The 15,238-nt window shown below is 71.0% G+C and carries 16 protein-coding genes; 5 read left to right on the plus strand and 11 right to left on the minus strand.

Annotation, left to right across the window (positions count from 1 at the left end; translation table 11 throughout):
• Window positions 1-481: 481 nt before the first annotated feature.
• On the minus strand, window positions 482-898 hold the full coding sequence (locus tag AB0K15_RS36240; RefSeq protein WP_364061123.1) for a DUF5709 domain-containing protein: 417 nt from the start codon (window positions 896-898) through the stop codon (window positions 482-484).
• Between the two features lie 120 nt (window positions 899-1,018).
• On the opposite strand from AB0K15_RS36240, the gene AB0K15_RS36245 reads away from it, so the two are divergent.
• The gene (locus AB0K15_RS36245) at window positions 1,019-2,110 is read left to right on the plus strand and encodes a VanZ family protein (RefSeq protein WP_364061126.1); all 1,092 of its coding nucleotides are present in this window, start codon (window positions 1,019-1,021) and stop codon (window positions 2,108-2,110) included.
• 98 nt (window positions 2,111-2,208) lie between these two features.
• Here the strand turns inward: AB0K15_RS36245 and AB0K15_RS36250 are convergent, their stop codons facing one another.
• The gene (locus tag AB0K15_RS36250) at window positions 2,209-2,541 is read right to left on the minus strand and encodes a hypothetical protein (protein WP_364061129.1); all 333 of its coding nucleotides are present in this window, start codon (window positions 2,539-2,541) and stop codon (window positions 2,209-2,211) included.
• A 478-nt stretch (window positions 2,542-3,019) separates the two neighbouring features.
• On the opposite strand from AB0K15_RS36250, the gene AB0K15_RS36255 reads away from it, so the two are divergent.
• Window positions 3,020-3,244: a hypothetical protein gene (locus tag AB0K15_RS36255; protein ID WP_364061132.1), complete on the plus strand. Its 225-nt coding sequence runs from the start codon at window positions 3,020-3,022 to the stop codon at window positions 3,242-3,244.
• A gap of 4 nt (window positions 3,245-3,248) precedes the next feature.
• Here AB0K15_RS36255 and AB0K15_RS36260 read toward each other — a convergent pair whose 3' ends face one another.
• The 4 genes from AB0K15_RS36260 to AB0K15_RS36275 form a co-directional block, all read right to left on the minus strand.
• The gene (locus tag AB0K15_RS36260) at window positions 3,249-4,091 is read right to left on the minus strand and encodes a hypothetical protein (protein ID WP_364061135.1); all 843 of its coding nucleotides are present in this window, start codon (window positions 4,089-4,091) and stop codon (window positions 3,249-3,251) included.
• Between the two features lie 13 nt (window positions 4,092-4,104).
• Window positions 4,105-5,685: an alkaline phosphatase D family protein gene (locus tag AB0K15_RS36265; protein WP_364061138.1), complete on the minus strand. Its 1,581-nt coding sequence runs from the start codon at window positions 5,683-5,685 to the stop codon at window positions 4,105-4,107.
• Between the two features lie 321 nt (window positions 5,686-6,006).
• Entirely contained in the window at window positions 6,007-6,408 is a 402-nt protein-coding gene (locus AB0K15_RS36270) for a peptidase inhibitor family I36 protein (protein ID WP_364061141.1), read from the minus strand.
• A 111-nt stretch (window positions 6,409-6,519) separates the two neighbouring features.
• Window positions 6,520-6,708 carry a hypothetical protein gene (locus AB0K15_RS36275; protein ID WP_364061144.1) on the minus strand — a complete coding sequence of 63 codons (189 nt, stop codon included), beginning with the start codon at window positions 6,706-6,708 and terminating at the stop codon, window positions 6,520-6,522.
• On the opposite strand from AB0K15_RS36275, the gene AB0K15_RS36280 reads away from it, so the two are divergent.
• Window positions 6,695-8,158: an AlkA N-terminal domain-containing protein gene (locus AB0K15_RS36280; RefSeq protein ID WP_364061147.1), complete on the plus strand. Its 1,464-nt coding sequence runs from the start codon at window positions 6,695-6,697 to the stop codon at window positions 8,156-8,158. The genes AB0K15_RS36275 and AB0K15_RS36280 overlap by 14 nt on opposite strands.
• Here AB0K15_RS36280 and AB0K15_RS36285 read toward each other — a convergent pair.
• The 5 genes from AB0K15_RS36285 to AB0K15_RS36305 form a co-directional block, all read right to left on the minus strand.
• Window positions 8,155-9,090, minus strand: coding sequence for an alpha/beta hydrolase (locus tag AB0K15_RS36285; RefSeq protein ID WP_364061150.1), 936 nt, complete (start codon window positions 9,088-9,090; stop codon window positions 8,155-8,157). The two genes, AB0K15_RS36280 and AB0K15_RS36285, sit on opposite strands and share 4 nt — an antisense overlap.
• A gap of 619 nt (window positions 9,091-9,709) precedes the next feature.
• Entirely contained in the window at window positions 9,710-10,534 is an 825-nt protein-coding gene (locus AB0K15_RS36290) for an isocitrate lyase/phosphoenolpyruvate mutase family protein (protein ID WP_364061153.1), read from the minus strand.
• A gap of 142 nt (window positions 10,535-10,676) precedes the next feature.
• On the minus strand, window positions 10,677-11,693 hold the full coding sequence (locus AB0K15_RS36295; RefSeq protein WP_364061156.1) for an alcohol dehydrogenase catalytic domain-containing protein: 1,017 nt from the start codon (window positions 11,691-11,693) through the stop codon (window positions 10,677-10,679).
• Window positions 11,694-11,760: 67 nt separating this feature from the next.
• Window positions 11,761-12,387, minus strand: a complete 627-nt coding sequence (locus AB0K15_RS36300) for a peptide deformylase (RefSeq protein ID WP_364061159.1) — start codon at window positions 12,385-12,387, stop codon at window positions 11,761-11,763.
• Window positions 12,388-12,402: 15 nt separating this feature from the next.
• A complete protein-coding gene (locus AB0K15_RS36305; protein WP_364061162.1) occupies window positions 12,403-12,969 on the minus strand; it encodes a TetR family transcriptional regulator C-terminal domain-containing protein in 567 nt (188 codons plus the stop codon).
• An 82-nt stretch (window positions 12,970-13,051) separates the two neighbouring features.
• On the opposite strand from AB0K15_RS36305, the gene AB0K15_RS36310 reads away from it, so the two are divergent.
• Window positions 13,052-14,248 (plus strand): cysteine desulfurase-like protein, encoded by a 1,197-nt coding sequence (locus tag AB0K15_RS36310; protein ID WP_364061165.1) that lies wholly within the window; start codon window positions 13,052-13,054, stop codon window positions 14,246-14,248.
• Between the two features lie 201 nt (window positions 14,249-14,449).
• On the plus strand, window positions 14,450-15,187 hold the full coding sequence (locus AB0K15_RS36315; RefSeq protein WP_364061168.1) for an enoyl-CoA hydratase-related protein: 738 nt from the start codon (window positions 14,450-14,452) through the stop codon (window positions 15,185-15,187).
• The last annotated feature ends 51 nt before the right edge of the window (window positions 15,188-15,238 follow it).

Genomic DNA, 15,238 nt, shown 5'->3' on the forward strand with positions numbered 1-15,238 from the left:
GACTCCGCTCACCAACGCGACCGCATCGCCGAGGGCCGCTCGGGGGGACCGACACCAGCCCCTACATCACCCCGACCACCTGCCGAGGTCGGTCCGCACCGCGAGCGCGTCGCGAAGAGACCGACCGTGCTGCCGAGTTCAACGCCGCGAAACCACCCCGGCCACTTGCCGAACCTGGGGCCAGCAACCGAAGCACGTCACCGAGGGACCGCTCGCAACAGCCAAGATCAGCTGCGACACCACCACGACCACCGGCCGCCCCGGACCGACCGGCAACCCGAGCACGTCGCCGCTGGACCGCTCGCGACGACCACCACCCTGTGAAATCACCCGGGTCACCGACCGAGATCGGCCGGCAACCCAAACGCGACGTCTGGAGACCGCGCGCGACGGCCGGCCGTGAAACCACCCCTGTCACCGACCGGCTGAAACCCCGCTCAGCAACCCCAGCTCGACGTGACCAGTCCCGTCACCGCCAGGTTCAGTCTCGCGGCGTGACGATGTGGACGGCGGCCTCCTCGGCGGACGCGGCGCCGCCGTCGATGCCGGCGTCGGAGGCGTAGAGCTCTTCGTCGGTGTCCGGGCCGAAGCCCGCATCCTGGGCGACGAGGCGGCCCGCGCGGGCGTCGCCGACTTCGTCGTCGAGGAGCTCGCCGTCGGTGTCGGTGGTGTCGCCGAGGTCGTCGCCGTCGTCGTAGGCCAGGTCCGGCAGCTCGCGCGCGAGGCGGCCCTCCCAGCTCTCGCCGGCCAGCTCCTCCGCGGCGGTCATGCCCCACTCGCGTACGGCCAGCGGCTTCTCCGGCGGCGAGTAGCCCTCGTCGTACGGGTCGCCGTCCTCGAGGGTGTCTTCGGGGTCGAGCACGCCGGTGTCGGCGTTGTCCTCGATGTCGTCGTCCACGAACGGCTCCTCTCTCCAGGCCTCCGCGTGCAGATTACGCACCGCTGCCAGTGTCCCTCGACCGGTGGGTCGCGGCCAAGATCGCTACCCTCGGGCGCGCCTACGGAGGTGGAGGGGTCAGTGACAGAGTGGAGCGGGCCGACGTTGCTGGCCCTGTTCGGCGGGTTCGGGCTGGCGTTCGTGCTGGTGGTGCCCTACGCCGTGCTCAGCTACCGCCGCCGCGGCGAGTTCGGCCCGGGGCGCGCGATCGCCGCGCTGGGGTTTCTCGTGTACTGCTGCGCGTTGATCACGTACACGCTCGTGCCGACGCCCGTCGTCGACGCCGCCTTCTGCGCGAGCCACGAGTCGCTGCGTCACCCCGTCGTGAACCCGCTGCAGTTCCTTTCGGACATGAAGCAGTTCCACACCGGACTGCTCGGCAATCCGGCGCTGCGGCAGGTGCTGTTCAACGTCGCGCTGTTCGTGCCGTGGGGCGTGTTCATGCGCCGCCTGTACCGGAAGGGCCCGGGCTTCGCGATCGCCACCGGGTTCCTCGTGTCGCTCTTCATCGAGACCACGCAGCTCACGGGCGTCTGGTTCCTCGTCGACTGCCCCTACCGCCTCTTCGACACGGGCGACCTCCTGTCCAACACCCTCGGCGCCGCGGTCGGCGCCCTGGCCGCCCCGGTGCTGGGCCGCCCCCACGAACGCCTCGACGCGAAGGCCCCCCGCCCCGTCCGCAGCGGGCGTCGCCTGTTCGGCATGCTGCTCGACCTCATCGCGGTGACGCTGCTCGGCGTGGCGTTGAACGTCGTCGTGGTCGCCGTCCAGCTCCTGCGCGACCCGGACAGTCTTCGTGGCCCCGGCAATCCTCTCGTGAACGCCGTGCTCGGCGAGTGGCTGCCCGCGCTGGTCCTGCTGCTGGCGGTACCCCTGGCCGGCAAAGGCGCGACACCCGGACAGCGCGCGGTGCTCCTGACGGCGGTGAACTCCAATGACGAAAAGCCTTCGGTGCTGCAGATGCTGGTGCGGTTCGTCTTCGGGTCGGGCGGGTACTTCGTCGCGCTCGGGGTTGCCATGGCCAGCGCTCAACCTTCGACGTTCACCGGGCTGTGGATCGTGGTGAGCGGCCTGTTCGCGATCTTCACACGCGGGCATCGCGGGCTGACGGGGTTGCTGGCGGGGTTGCGGGTTGTGGACGCACGTCGTGAGCGGGAACGGGTTTCAGCCTGACTTCACCGAGTGACGCGGCTCCACCACGTTTCGGCGTAACCTCGCCCACGTGGCGCGGCACATCCTCCTTCCGCCGGCTCTTCCTCGGCAATTCGGTATCACTGCTCGGCTCCAGCGTCACCAACGTCGCGCTGCCGTTGGCGGCCGGGCTGACGTTGCCGGCCTCGTCCGTCCGCATGGGACTCCTCGGCGCCGCGGCTCTCCTGCTGCACTTCCTGCTCGGCCTCCACACCGACGCCTGGGTGGACCGCCTGCCGTACCGGCGCCTGCTCGTGACGGCCGATATCGCGCAACTGGTACTCATCGGCTCGGTGCCCGTCGAGGCAGCGTTCGGGGTCCTGAGCTTGGTGCAACTGCTGGTTGTCGTGTTCCTCGCCGGCGTCGCGAATCTCTTCGAAGTGGTTGCCGCACAGTCCCGACAATGGTGCCACGCGGCCGTGTTTCCCACCGACAACGCCTTGATACCCAGCTCCACCACCATGGGCTGCGCTCTCGACGGCGCCTTCCTTGCGCGGATGTCGTTCCGAGGCAACGTAGCCGCACGAGGAGTCCTCGGAACCTCATGTCAAGGGGTATCCCGCGCTTGTCCACAGGTCCCTCCCGAGCACCCGCAGTTGTCCACAGATTCGCCGTCGACCGATTTTTGGGGCCTGGCAAGGATAGAGGGCGGGGCTTGTCTGGCGAGTCGCGGATGGGATTGCACACGGCGCAGGGTCGAGAACACCGATCGGCTGTTGCGGTTGATGGCAATGGGTCTAGCCCGCGCAACGGTCCGATCAGACTGCGCGCAGTCGTCCGGGGCGGAATTGCGCGCGACGGCGGCCCTCTCGCCGGGGTCCACGGCGTGCACGAGCGAGGGGCGCCCGCGTCGTCGGTTCGGTCATCGCTGCGGGTGGGGCCGCCGCCGCCATGGCGGGACAGGTGATGCGCGGCGTGCGGCTGTACGGCGTGAACCAGCAGACCCTCCGCCAAACCCTCATCGCGCCCGAACTGCTCTCCCGTGCCACCGCGACGTGGCGGTTCCTCGTCTACGGAATGCAACCGTTCGGCGCCCTCGCCGGCGGATTCAACCCTGATCGCCGGCGCGGCGGTGATGGCGGTGGCGACGGCGTCCGCCGCACGGTTGAGTCGTGAGCGGTCAGCTGGAGTATGCCTCCAGTTCCACAATCCGCGAATACGCGTGATCATTCGAATCCAACGTCACGATCTGCACCCCATCGGCCTGCACCGCCGGGAACGTGGACGTCACCGAGCCCGAGGTGTTGCCCCGCACCGAAGCCACCGTGACCCAGGCGCCGCCCACGTGGGCCTGGACGTCGAAGTCGCGCAGGCCGTATTTCGCGGCCGGGTACTTGGTGGAGTCGAGGGTGTCGGTGACGACGCGGCCGACCGCGCCGGCGGCGGGCAGGGTCACGGCGTAGTTGTCCGGGAACACGGACTTCGTGCCGTCGTTCCAGCCCGTGGTGGTGGACCAGTGGTCGCCGTCCGCATCGCCGTCGACGGCGCCGCACGGGGAGAAGCTGCCGTTGGTCGACGACGGCGTGGCTTGTTCGCCGAGGAGGAGGTTGTCGCCGGGGCCCTTGGGCGGCAAGGGAAGGACGTCGACCGGGACGGACAAGCGCGAGCGGTCCACCGACAAGTCCACGGTGTAGTGGCCGGGGCGCGCAGTCCGCGGCACGGTGACCCCGACCCGAACCGACACCGGCTGGCCCACAGGCAGCCACGACGAGAACACCCGCCGGTCGAGCGCCAGCGGCGAACGCGCGGAAAGCTCCATGTCCGCGTACACCGAGCCACGGCCGTTGTTGGTCATGCCGACGGTGAGGGCGCTCGGCAGGCACGGCAGGCCGACGACCTGAACCTGCCCGGGGGTGGCGGACAGCGCCAGAGTCGGCGTGGCCGGGCTGCTCTGGGCGGCGGTCGCCAGTGCCACACCGAGCACGACCGCGCCGGCGGCCACCGCGAGGTGACGTGGCTGCATGGGGGAACTCCTGTCAGTGGACGTGGATGGCGGGGACGCGGTCTTCGACGGTGAGCTTCGCGCGCGTGGTGACCTTGCCGTCGCGGATGGAGACCTTGTCGACCACGCGGTAGTCGGCGGTCCACTCGCGCGGGGTGACCTCGCAGCGCACGTAGCCGCGCTGGAAGTTGCCGAACTTGACGTGCGGGTTCTCGTCGAGGATGGTCTGGCCGCCGGCGTCGAGGTCCATGCCGTCCTGGCCCGACGTGATCGACGTGCCGACGAACTCCGTCGCCACGACCGGCGAGCTCGGGTCCGCGTAGTCGGGCCGCAGCTCCGAAGCGACGCTGCGATGCAGGTCGCCCGCGATGCTCACCAGGTTGCGCACCTTGCGGTCCTGCGCGCCGCCGAGGATGCGCTTGCGGGAGGCGACGTAGCCGTCCCACGTATCCATCGGCACGAGCACCGGCGGGCCCGCGGCGGTGTCGAGCTGCGCGATCGCGGTCTGGTGCGCGAGCACCTCCCAGCGCGCGGAGCGCTGCGCCATGCCGTCGAGCAGCCACTTCTCCTGCGCGGCACCGGTGATCGTGCGGTTCGGGTCGAGCGAGTCCGGGTTCGGGGCCTTGGTGCCGTCGCCCGCGGCCTGGTCGTCGCGGTACTGGCGGGTGTCGAGGACGTTGAAGCGGATCAGATCGCCGTACTGGAAGCGGCGGTACATCTGGATGTCCGGACCGGTCGGCAGCTGCGAGACGCGCACGGGCTGGTGCTCCCACCACGCGCGGAACGCGTTGGCGCGCCGCACGAGGAACTGCGCGACGGGGTCGTTGTTCTCGGAGATGTCGCCGGCCCAGTTGTTCTCGACCTCGTGGTCGTCGATCGTGACGATCCACGGCGCGGCGGCGTGCGCGGCCTGCAGATCGGGGTCGGTCTTGTAGAGGGCGTAGCGGCCGCGGTAGTCGTCGAGCGTCGTGGTCTCGCGCTGGAAGTCCACGGCCATGTCCTGCTTGCGCAGCCCGCCGTCGGCGCCCACGCCGTACTCGTAGATGTAGTCGCCGAGGTGGAAGACCACGTCGTGGTCCTTCGCCGCCATGTCGCGGTAGGCGGTGTAGAAGCCCTCGTACCAGGCCTGGCAGCTCGCGTACGCCAGCGAGACGGCGGCCACCGACTGGTGCGCGGTCGGCGACGTGCGGGTGCGGCCGACCGGGCTGGTGTGCCCGCCGACGTGGAAGCGGTAGAAGTAGTGCCGCCACGGCCGCAGCCCGCGGACGTCCACGTGCACGCTGTGCGACTCCTCGCGCCGGGCGAGCGCGTTGCCGGAGCGCACGACGCGGCGGAACCGCTCGTCCTCGGCCACCTCCCAGCGCACCGACACCGGACGGTCGTTCATGCCGCCGAACGGTTCCAGCGGCTTCGGCGCCAGGCGCGTCCAGATGACGACCGCGTCGGGCAACGGGTCGCCCGAAGCGATGCCGAGCGTGAACGGGTAGCCGGGTACGCGGTCGGTGTCCACGGTCGTGGCGCCGGAGGCGGTGATGCCGGGCAGCGTCCCGGCGAGCGCCAGCGCGGCGGCGGCTCCGGTGACGGTGAGGAACTTGCGTCGCGTCGGGTTGTCCACGTCGCTCCGATCCAGTGCGGTCCCGACGGCGCTCCTGCCCGCGGGAGGGCGGACGGCCGCACGCGTGCGGCACATGGGTTGTGCTCACCGTCGACGGCTTCCCCAGTCATTCTTCGCCGGTGGAGCGGGTGTTGAAACGTCTCAACGCGGGCCGGATCGTGCGTGGTTCGTCCCGCGATGGGCACGTTATCCGGCTGCCGGCGCGCCGTGAACGATCACGGCGGTGAATTCGAGCTGAAGTCTGGGGGAGGTTGTCAGCGGTAGCGCTGAGTGACCATCGGAGACGACGAATAGTGCCACCGGAATTGTTTTCCGGCGGCACTATTCGTGGTTTTCAGGGCAGAAGAACAACACGCAGCTGGCCTTGTTGTCGAAGCCGTTGTTCGAGAAGTCGGTGTCCACCGAATTCTTCTTGGCCTCGTAACCCTGGTCGCCACCGCAGTTGCCGGAGCCGTGGAGCTTCACGACGTGGCTCGTGTTGTTCTTCATCGAACTCGCGCCGTTGGTCACGAAACCGTTGCCTCCCGCCCACTTGGTCCTGGACAGGTCGATCGCGCCCGCGCGGTAGGCGACATCGACGTGCTGCCCCTTGTAGTCGTCGTCCTCGAACAGGCAGAAGTGCGCGGAGGCGCAGGTGCCGGCCGCACTGGCGGACGGGGCCAGCGCGAGCATCGAACCGGCGCCCACGAGCACGCTCAGAACCAGCGAAATATGCTTCTTCATTCAATCGAATTTCGATGGAGAAAACCCGGCCGAAGGACCGGACTCGAACAGGAGGGAACGCCCCCGGACGCGTATGGCGAACTTCCCAGGAATTCCCGCCAGCGCGAAAAACTACAGCGATCGCACTTCGGCACACACCGCCGAAAGGGTGATCATCACCAACCAGTCGGTATGGTTTTTCGATGATCGGGAAAGTGCCCCTTCGCCTTCGCCGAGTGTGACGCTCGGTGGGATGGTGTCGCATTCCCGCCAGGTTTTGTCGGTGCCGCCGGGCAGACTGACGGGCGTGTACGAGGACATCGAACGCTGCGTGCGCGCGGTGCAGTCGAAGGACGCCCGGTTCGACGGGTGGTTCTTCACCGCTGTGGTCACCACCGGTATCTACTGCCGCCCGAGCTGCCCGGTCGTGCCGCCGAAGGTCGAGAACATGCGCTTCTACGGCAGCGCGGCGGCGGCGCAGACGGCCGGGTTCCGCGCGTGCAAGCGCTGCCGGCCCGACGTCACGCCGGGGTCGCCGCTGTGGAACGAGCGCGCCGACGTGGTCGCGCGCGCCATGCGGCTGATCGCCGACGGCGTGGTCGACCGCGAGGGCGTGGGCGGGCTCGCGGCGCGGCTCGGATACAGCGTGCGGCAGGTCGAGCGGCAGGTGCACGCGGAGCTGGGCGCCGGGCCGCTAGCGCTCGCGCGGGCGCAGCGCGCCGAAACCGCGCGGCTGCTGGTCGAGACCACCGAGATGCCGATGGGCGACATCGCGCACGCCGCGGGGTTCTCGAGCATCCGGACGTTCAACGACACCGTGCGCCAGGTGTTCGCCCTGACGCCGAGCGAGCTGCGGTCGCGGGCGTCCGGCGCGCCGTCGTCGCCGGGGTCGCTTTCGCTGCGGCTGCCGTTCCGCGCGCCGCTGTGCCCGGACAACCTCTTCGGCCACCTGGCGGCCACCGCCGTGCCGGGCGTCGAGGAATGGCGTGGCGGCGCGTACCGGCGCACCCTGCGTCTTCCGAACGGCCACGGCATCGTCTCGCTGGCGCCGACGCCCGACCACATCGCGTGCCGCCTCAGCCTCACCGACCTGCGCGACCTGTCGGCCGCCATCAGCCGCTGCCGGCGCCTGCTGGACCTCGACGCGGATCCCATCGCGGTCGACGCTCAGCTCTCCGCGGACCCGGCGCTGGCCCCGTTGGTCGCGAAGAACCCCGGGCGCCGGGTGCCGCGCACGACGGATCCGGAGGAGTTCGCGATCCGGGCGGTGCTGGGTCAGCAGGTGTCCACCGCCGCCGCCCGCACCCACGCCGCCCGCCTGGTCACGGCCCACGGCACCCCCGTCGACGACCGTGAGGGCGGCCTGGGTTTTCTCTTTCCCACGCCGGCCGATCTCGTGGACCTGGATCCTTCGTCGCTCGCGATGCCGCAGTCTCGCCGTCGGACGCTGTTGGGCCTCGTCGCCGTTCTCGCCGCGGGCGACCTCGACCTTTCGCCCGGTGGGGACTGGGCTCGCGCCCGCGCCGAGCTGTCGGCGCTGCCGGGGTTCGGGCCGTGGACGGTGGAGACCATCGCGATGCGGGCGCTGGGAGATCCGGATGCGTTCGTGCCCACGGACTTGGGGGTGAAGCTGGCCGCGGCGGCGCTGGATCTGCCGACGTCGCCTTCGGCCCTGACCCGGCATGCGGCGGCCTGGCAACCGTGGCGCGCCTACGCGGTGCAGTACCTGTGGGCGACGGGTGATCATCCGATCAACTACCTGCCCGCTTAGCTGCCCGGAAACCTGAGCCCTGGGTGTCTAGGCTGCGGGGCGAGGTAATCCAGAAGGGCCGTGGCGACGGCGTCGGGCGCTTCGAGCCAGGGGACGTGACCGACGCCCGGCAGGCTGACGCGCGTCGCCGTCGGGAGGGCGGCGTGGAGGGCGTCCACGGCCCAGCGGGGGCGGATGTCCTGGTCACCGTCGACGATCAGGGTGGGAGTCGGCAGGGCGCGGCAGGCCGCGACGAGCTCGGCTTCGGTCGGGGACCGGCGTTTCTCCTCGGTGTTGATGGCGGCGTTGCAGTCGTAGTTGATCGGGAACCACGGTGTGGCCATCCGCTCGGCGTGGGAGCGGGCGGTCGAGGGGTCGGGGAAGTCCGCGGTCCATTGCAGGACAGCGACTTCTCGGTCCTCGGCCGGCGTCCGGGCGCGAGAGTTCAGCTCCCTGAGCCGCGGCAAGTCCCGGCCGAGACGGGCGTCGAGGTTGCGCTCGTAGGCCGGATGCCAGGCGCGGCCCAGGCCGGTCCCGGACACGTAAACCAGCTTGGTGACGTGGGCCGGGTGGGCCAAGGCGTAGCGCAGCGCCAACGTCGCCCCCCAGGAATGGCCCAGGACAGCGGCGCGGGACAGCCCATAGTAGCGGCGGACGGCGTCCAGGTCGGCCATCGTCTGCGCGACCGAGTACGGCCCGCGGCGCTCCGAGCGGCCGCACCCGCGCTGGTCCCACCGGATCACACGCAGGCGAGTGGCCAGCGCGGCAGCGAGGTCACCGAACATGTCCCACAGGCCCGGCCCGCCGTGGCACAGGATGACCGGCTCGCCCCCACCCTCGCCGACGACCGTCGTCCAGAGGCGACAGCCGTCATCCGCCGGGATCAGATCCCCGGGGTGGTCCGTGCGGTCCGGTTCCGCGGGATTCACCTGGATAGCGGTGGGACGTTCCACCCCGCTCAGCCTCGGGCTATCCGCGCGATACGGCGCCGGGCCACCCACGCTCAGCTCCGCACGGTCCACGCGTTTCGAACCCGTAGGACCAGCGTGGTCCAGCCCCGGCGGCTCTACGCGGTTCGAACCCACGTGGTCCACGCCGTCCGCTCCCGCAGAACCCGGCCCGTTCGAACCCACACGGTCCGCGCCGTCCGCTCCCGCAGAACCCGGCCCGTTCGAACCCACATGGTCCACGCGATCCACACCCACGGCACCCACCCTGCCCGAACCAGCGCCGTCCACGCAGCCCAGTTCTGCGGAACCCCGCCGTCCACGGTCCAGTTCCGCACGGCCCACGCCGTTCGAACCCGCGCCATCCTCGCGATCCAGCCCCCACCGAACCCGCCCAGCCCGAACCGGCGCAGTCCACGCGGTTCAGCTCCGCAGGGTCCACGCGACCCGAACCTGCACCATCCACGCGATCCCGTCCCCTGGACCCACGCGGTTCGAGCCCGCTGTGTCGGCAGGGGTCGGTCCCCGGTGATCCGTGCGGTGCAGTATTGCCCCAGCCGCCCCCGACGCGGCTGGGGCCAGGGCGCGGATTACACGGCACTCACCTCCGCGCCGGCGAGGGCGCTCACTTGAACAAGCCGTTCAGAGCGCCGAAATCCATCCCGGAGGCCAGTTCGTCGTAGGTGCCCGTGCCGAGGATTTCCTGGGTCGCGCGGAGGGCGACGGCGTAGGCGCTCTGGGCCAGTGCCGTGCCGACGGTGACGCGGCGGACGCCGGCGGAGGCGAAGTCCGACACCGACGGAGCGCCGGGCCCGGCCATGACGGCGACCGGGAGAGGGGACGCGGCCGTCAGTTCCCGAAGCACCGCCAGGTCCACCAAGCCCGGCACGAAGATGCTGTCCACGCCGGCCTCGGCGTATGCGTGGGCGCGCGCGACGACGTCGTCGAAGCGGCCCTCCGGCTCGCCGATGCCGAAGAGGTACACGTCCGTCCGGGCGTTGATCCACAGCTCCGGCAAGCCGGCCGACGCAGCGGCCGTACGGCCTGCCTCCAGACGTGCGGCCTGGGCCTCCGGCGAAAACAGCGAGAGCGTGCCCGCCCGGGAGTCCTCCAGGTTGACGCCGACCGCGCCGGCGCCGATGACCTCCGCGACGGTCGCGGCGACGTCCGCGGGGTCCGGGCCGTAGCCGCCTTCGATGTCGGCGGTGACCGGCACCGAGACGGCCCGGGCGATCTGCCGCACCGCGCCGGTCATCTCCGAGCGCGTCAAACCCTGGCCGTCACCGCGGCCGAGCGCCCACGAGACGCCGCCGCTCGTGGTGGCGATGGCCTTCGCGCCGGCGTGCTCGACGACGGCCGCGCTGCCGGCGTCCCACGCGTTCGGCAGCACCACCATCGGCTGGGCGTGCAGCTCTCTGAACGCCTTTGCCTTGACCTGCAACGATTCCATGCGATCCTCCCAGTCGAATACCAACAGGGGAGGACGCTAGCAGCGGGCACCGACAAAAAACTCAGCTCGACCGGGATCTGGCTCAGCCCGATCGGGGTGAACGGGCCGCCGGCGGTCGAAGCCGCCACGGGCCCGGGCCGCCTCAGGCCGCCAGGTCGAGGACGACGCGGAAGCGCGCCTGACCGGACATCATGCGCTCGTACGCCTTCGGGGCGTCGGTCCACGGGACGATCTCGTTCATCGGCCGCACGCCGCGAGCCTCGGCGAAGGCGAGGCCGTCCTCGTTCTCGATGGCCGAACCGGTGAGGCTGCCGGCCACCGTACGCGTGCCGAAGATCAGGTCCGTGGTGCCGATCGACAGCGGGTCGGGCGCCGCGCCGACGACCACCAGCCGCCCGCGCGGCGCGAGCCCCGTGACCAGCAGTGACATGGACGCACCACTCGAGGCCGTCGCGACGATCGCCGCCGCGCCGCCCAGCTTCTGCAGCGCCGCGCCGGGGTCGCCGGCGGTGCTGTCGACGTACTCGTCCGCACCGAGACGCGTGGCCAGCTCGGCCTTGTCCGTGCCGCGCGCGATCGCGGCGACGCGGTAGCCCAGCGCCTTCGCGTACTGCACGCCGAGGTGGCCCAGCCCGCCGATGCCCTGCACCGCGACCAGCGACCCGGGCCGCGCGTCGAGCTTGCTCAACGCGCTGTACGTGGTGATCCCCGCGCACAGCAACGGCGCAGCGTCCGAAGAGGACAGTCCATTCGGGATGCGCACGAGACCGGTGGCGCGGGCGTAGGTGTATTCGGCGTAACCGCCGTCGACGTGCGTGCCGGTCCACGGCTGGTCGGCGCAGTTGACGAAGTCGCCGCGGCGGCAGTACTCGCACTCGCCGTCCTGCCCGCCCAGGTAACCGATGCCCACGCGCTCGCCGACGTGCCACGCCCGCACACCCTCGCCGACGGCGTCGATCACCCCGACGATCTCGTGCCCGGGCACCCGCGGCACATCCGGGTCGGCACGCATCCCCTCGACCGCCAGCACGTCGGAGTGGCAGACGCCGCAGTACTCCACTTTGACCCGGACCTGCCCGTACGACGGCGCGACGAGCTCCCGCTCGCTGAGCGCGAACTGGCGGCTTCCGGTGACTTCCAGAGCTCGGTAAGTTGTCATGAGCTGAATATGACCGGTCGTCTTAGATGCTGTCAAGGACCGCCGGAGAATCAGGCACCCAGGTTTTTCAGGGCAGGTCGAAGCCCAGTTCCTTGGCCGCGTCGGCCGGCGTCGGCTGCGCCCACCGCTGCGCCACGGACTGGTGCGTCGACAGCGAACGCAGCTCCGCGCGGTCGAGGTAGAGGACACCGCCCAGGTGGTCGGTCTCGTGCTGGACGATGCGCGCGGGCCAGCCCGCGAACTCCTCGTCGACGGTCGCACCCGTCTCGTCCTGCGCTTCGAGCCGGACCCGCAACGGCCGTGCGACCACGGCCTGCCAGCCGTTCACGCTCAGGCAGCCCTCGAAGAACGCGACCCGCTCGGAGCCGAGCGCCGTGTACCGTGGGTTCACCAGCACGCGGAACGGCAACGGCCCGATCCCACGCGCCGCCAGCACCTCGGGCGGGGTGTTCGGCCGCTCGTAGTCCTCGATCACGGCGAGCTGCACCGGAAGCCCGATCTGCGGCGCCGCCAGCCCGACGCCGGGCGCCGCGTGCATCGTCTCCTTCATGCCCTCGATCAGCCCGGCGAGCGCGGCTTCACTCAGCTCGCCTTCATAGGGCGACGCCGCCGTGCGCAGCACCGGGTCACCGGCCTGGACGATGGGCCACGGGAGCGGCTGGGCGAGCAGTTCGTCCACCAGGTCGGCGAGCACGCTGGGGGCACCTTCCTACAGCAGGGAGCCGAACACCACGTCGAAGAAGTCGTCCAGCGGGGCGACGCTCTTGGCCACCTTGGTACGGATGATCGCACCCTCCCAAGCGTCGAGCACGAACCGCCCGAGCAGCTCCGGGTCCTTGTCGCCCTTGACCTCGCCGGCGGCCTGCGCCTGGCGGATGGAGTCGGTGATGCTGTCCGACCAGTGCGTGAGGCTCTCCCCGACCTGCTTGCGGATCACGGGACTGTGGTCGGCGCGCTCGGAGCCCATGTTGCCGATGAGGCAGCCGCGGGTGAACTCGTTGTCCACCAGCACGTCGCGCATCACGGTGAACCGCGCGCGCAGCGTGTCGAGCGGACCGAGGTCGCCGTGGCCGTCGCGCCAGCCGGAGCTCTCGGCGTAGCGGGCGACCACCTCGGCGCCGAGGTCTTCCTTGCTCTTGAAGTGGTTGTAGAACGACCCCTTGGGCACGCCGGCCGCCCGGGTGATGGTGTCGACGGAACACGCGGCGAAGCCGTAGCGGTGGAACTCGGTGACCGCGGTGTCGACGATCACCTCACGAACGCTGGGACGTGGCATCTGTCGATTATATGACCGGTCGTCTCGACTGTCGACCAACCGCTCTCGCACCCGCCTGATCGCTTCCGGCATGCTGGGCTGCGTGGCCTACGACGTGAACGCGATCCGCAAGCACTTCCCCGCCCTTGCCGAAGGGGCTGCGCACTTCGACGGGCCCGGGGGCTCGCAGGTGCCGGACGTGGTGGGGGAAGCCGTAGCGGCCGTCCTCTGCTCCGCGATCGCCAACCGGGGCACCGTTACACCGGCCGAGCGGCGGGCGGACGGGGTCGTCCGGGCAGCCCGGCAGGCTGTCGCGGATCTGCTGGGCGCGCAGGCCGAGGGCGTGGTCTTCGGGCGCAGCATGACGCAGGTGACGTACGACTTCTCGCGCGCGCTGGCCAAGACGTGGGAGGCCGGGGACGAAGTCGTGGTCACGCGGCTCGACCACGACGCCAACATCCGGCCGTGGGTGCAGGCGGCGGCTGCGCGCGGGGTCACCGTGCGGTGGGCCGACTTCGACCCGGCGACGGGTGAGCTGCCGGTCGAGGCGGTGACGTCGTTGCTGACCGGCAGGACGCGGCTGGTGGCCGTGACGGCGGCGTCTAACCTGCTCGGCACGCGGCCGGACATCGCGGCGATCACGGCGAAGGTGCGCGAAGCCGGGGCGCTCAGCTACGTCGACGGGGTGCACCTCACGCCGCACGCCACCGTGGACATCGCCGAGCTCGGGGCCGACTTCTACGCCTGCTCCGCGTACAAGTTCCTCGGCCCGCACCTCGGCCTGCTCGCCGCCGCGCCCGAGCTGCTGGAGACGCTGCGACCGGACAAGCTCGTGCCGTCCAGCGACGCCGTGCCGGAGCGGTTCGAGCTGGGCACGCTCCCCTACGAGCTGCTCGCCGGCACCACCGCGGCCATCGACTTCCTCGCGAACCTGGTGCCCGCCGAGGGCACGCGGCGCGAGCGGCTCGCCACGTCGCTGGCCGCGCTCGAAGTGCACGAGCGGGAGATGCTGCAGCGCCTCGACGACGGGCTCGCCGCACTGCCGCAGGTCGTCCGCCACGGCTCCCCCGGCCGCGAACGCACGCCGACCGTGCTGTTCTCCGTGACGGGCCATGAACCCAAGGCCGTGTACGAGCACCTCGCGAGCCACAACGTCAACGCGCCGGCCGCGAGCTTCTACGCCATCGAGTGCTCCCGCCACCTCGGCTTGGGCGACACGGGCGCCGTCCGCGCGGGCATCGCGCCGTACACGACGGCGGCCGAGGTCGACCGGCTCGTCAGCGCGGTGGCGGAGCTGTGACGGCCGCCCCGCGCACGTAGACCGCGCGGATGTCGTGGACGGCCGCCGGGTCGGCGCACGAAGGACATCCGGCGGCCTGACCGGCGGTCCGCGATGCCGAGGGTGGCGCCGATCGTGATGTGCCGCGCGGCGTCGACTACCGGCCGCGGCCGCACTGAGGCGGCGTTGACCGGCTGAGTTCCGTTGTGGAACTCTCGGGGCATGAGCATCGACGTCGTGGCCGGCGAAGCCGTCACCACCGTGACGATCAACCGTCCGGACAAGCGCAACGCGCTGACCACGGCCCTGTACTCGGCCCTGGCCGAAGCGCTGGAGACGGCGGCCACGCCGATCGTCGTCCTCACCGGCGCCGGCGGCACGTTCACCGCGGGCAACGACCTGGGCGACTTCCTCGCGCACGACGATTCCGCCGCCGGCGACGACACGCCCGTGCGGCGGTTCCAGGAGGCGCTGCTCGCCACGCGCGCGGTGGTGGTCGCGGCCGTCGACGGCCCGGCCGTCGGCATCGGTGCGACGCTGCTGCTGCACTGCGACCTCGTGTACGCGACCGAGCGCAGCTACCTGCAGTTCCCGTTCACGTCGCTGGGGCTGGTGCCGGAGTTCGGCAGTAGCTTCGTGCTGCCGCGCCTGGTCGGCCCGCAGCGTGCCGCCGAGCTGCTGCTGTTCGGCGACCGCGTGCCGGCCCCCGAGGCGCACCGACTGGGGCTCGTGAACGAGGTGCTGGCGGACACGGCGGCGCTGGAGACCCGCGTCGCCGACCGGACGGCCGCGTTGGCCGCGCAGCCGGCTTCATCGCTGGCGCTGACCCGCGAGTTGCTGCGCGATACCGAGAGCACGAGTGTGCGCGAGCGGATGGACGTCGAGTCGCAGCACTTCGGGAAGCTGCTGCACGACCCGGCGACGGTCGCCAACCTGCGCGCGAAGCTCGGCCGCCGCTAGCAATCCGACCAGAAGTAGGCGGGAATCCAGCAGGACGTGACCACGTCCGGC

This window comes from Amycolatopsis sp. NPDC049253 (genome assembly GCF_040678995.1).
In the GTDB taxonomy this organism is placed as follows: domain Bacteria; phylum Actinomycetota; class Actinomycetes; order Mycobacteriales; family Pseudonocardiaceae; genus Amycolatopsis.

Bases quoted from the DNA above. Each gene is read 5' to 3' on its own strand.
- AB0K15_RS36255 (WP_364061132.1), top strand. From the start codon at position 3,020: ATGGCGGGACAGGTGATGCGCGGCGTGCGGCTGTACGGCGTGAACCAG.
- AB0K15_RS36260 (WP_364061135.1), bottom strand. From the start codon at position 4,091: ATGCAGCCACGTCACCTCGCGGTGGCCGCCGGCGCGGTCGTGCTCGGT.
- AB0K15_RS36270 (WP_364061141.1), bottom strand. From the start codon at position 6,408: ATGAAGAAGCATATTTCGCTGGTTCTGAGCGTGCTCGTGGGCGCCGGT.
- AB0K15_RS36275 (WP_364061144.1), bottom strand. From the start codon at position 6,708: ATGTCCTCGTACACGCCCGTCAGTCTGCCCGGCGGCACCGACAAAACC.
- AB0K15_RS36290 (WP_364061153.1), bottom strand. From the start codon at position 10,534: ATGGAATCGTTGCAGGTCAAGGCAAAGGCGTTCAGAGAGCTGCACGCC.
- AB0K15_RS36295 (WP_364061156.1), bottom strand. From the start codon at position 11,693: ATGACAACTTACCGAGCTCTGGAAGTCACCGGAAGCCGCCAGTTCGCG.
- AB0K15_RS36305 (WP_364061162.1), bottom strand. From the start codon at position 12,969: ATGCCACGTCCCAGCGTTCGTGAGGTGATCGTCGACACCGCGGTCACC.
- AB0K15_RS36315 (WP_364061168.1), top strand. From the start codon at position 14,450: ATGAGCATCGACGTCGTGGCCGGCGAAGCCGTCACCACCGTGACGATC.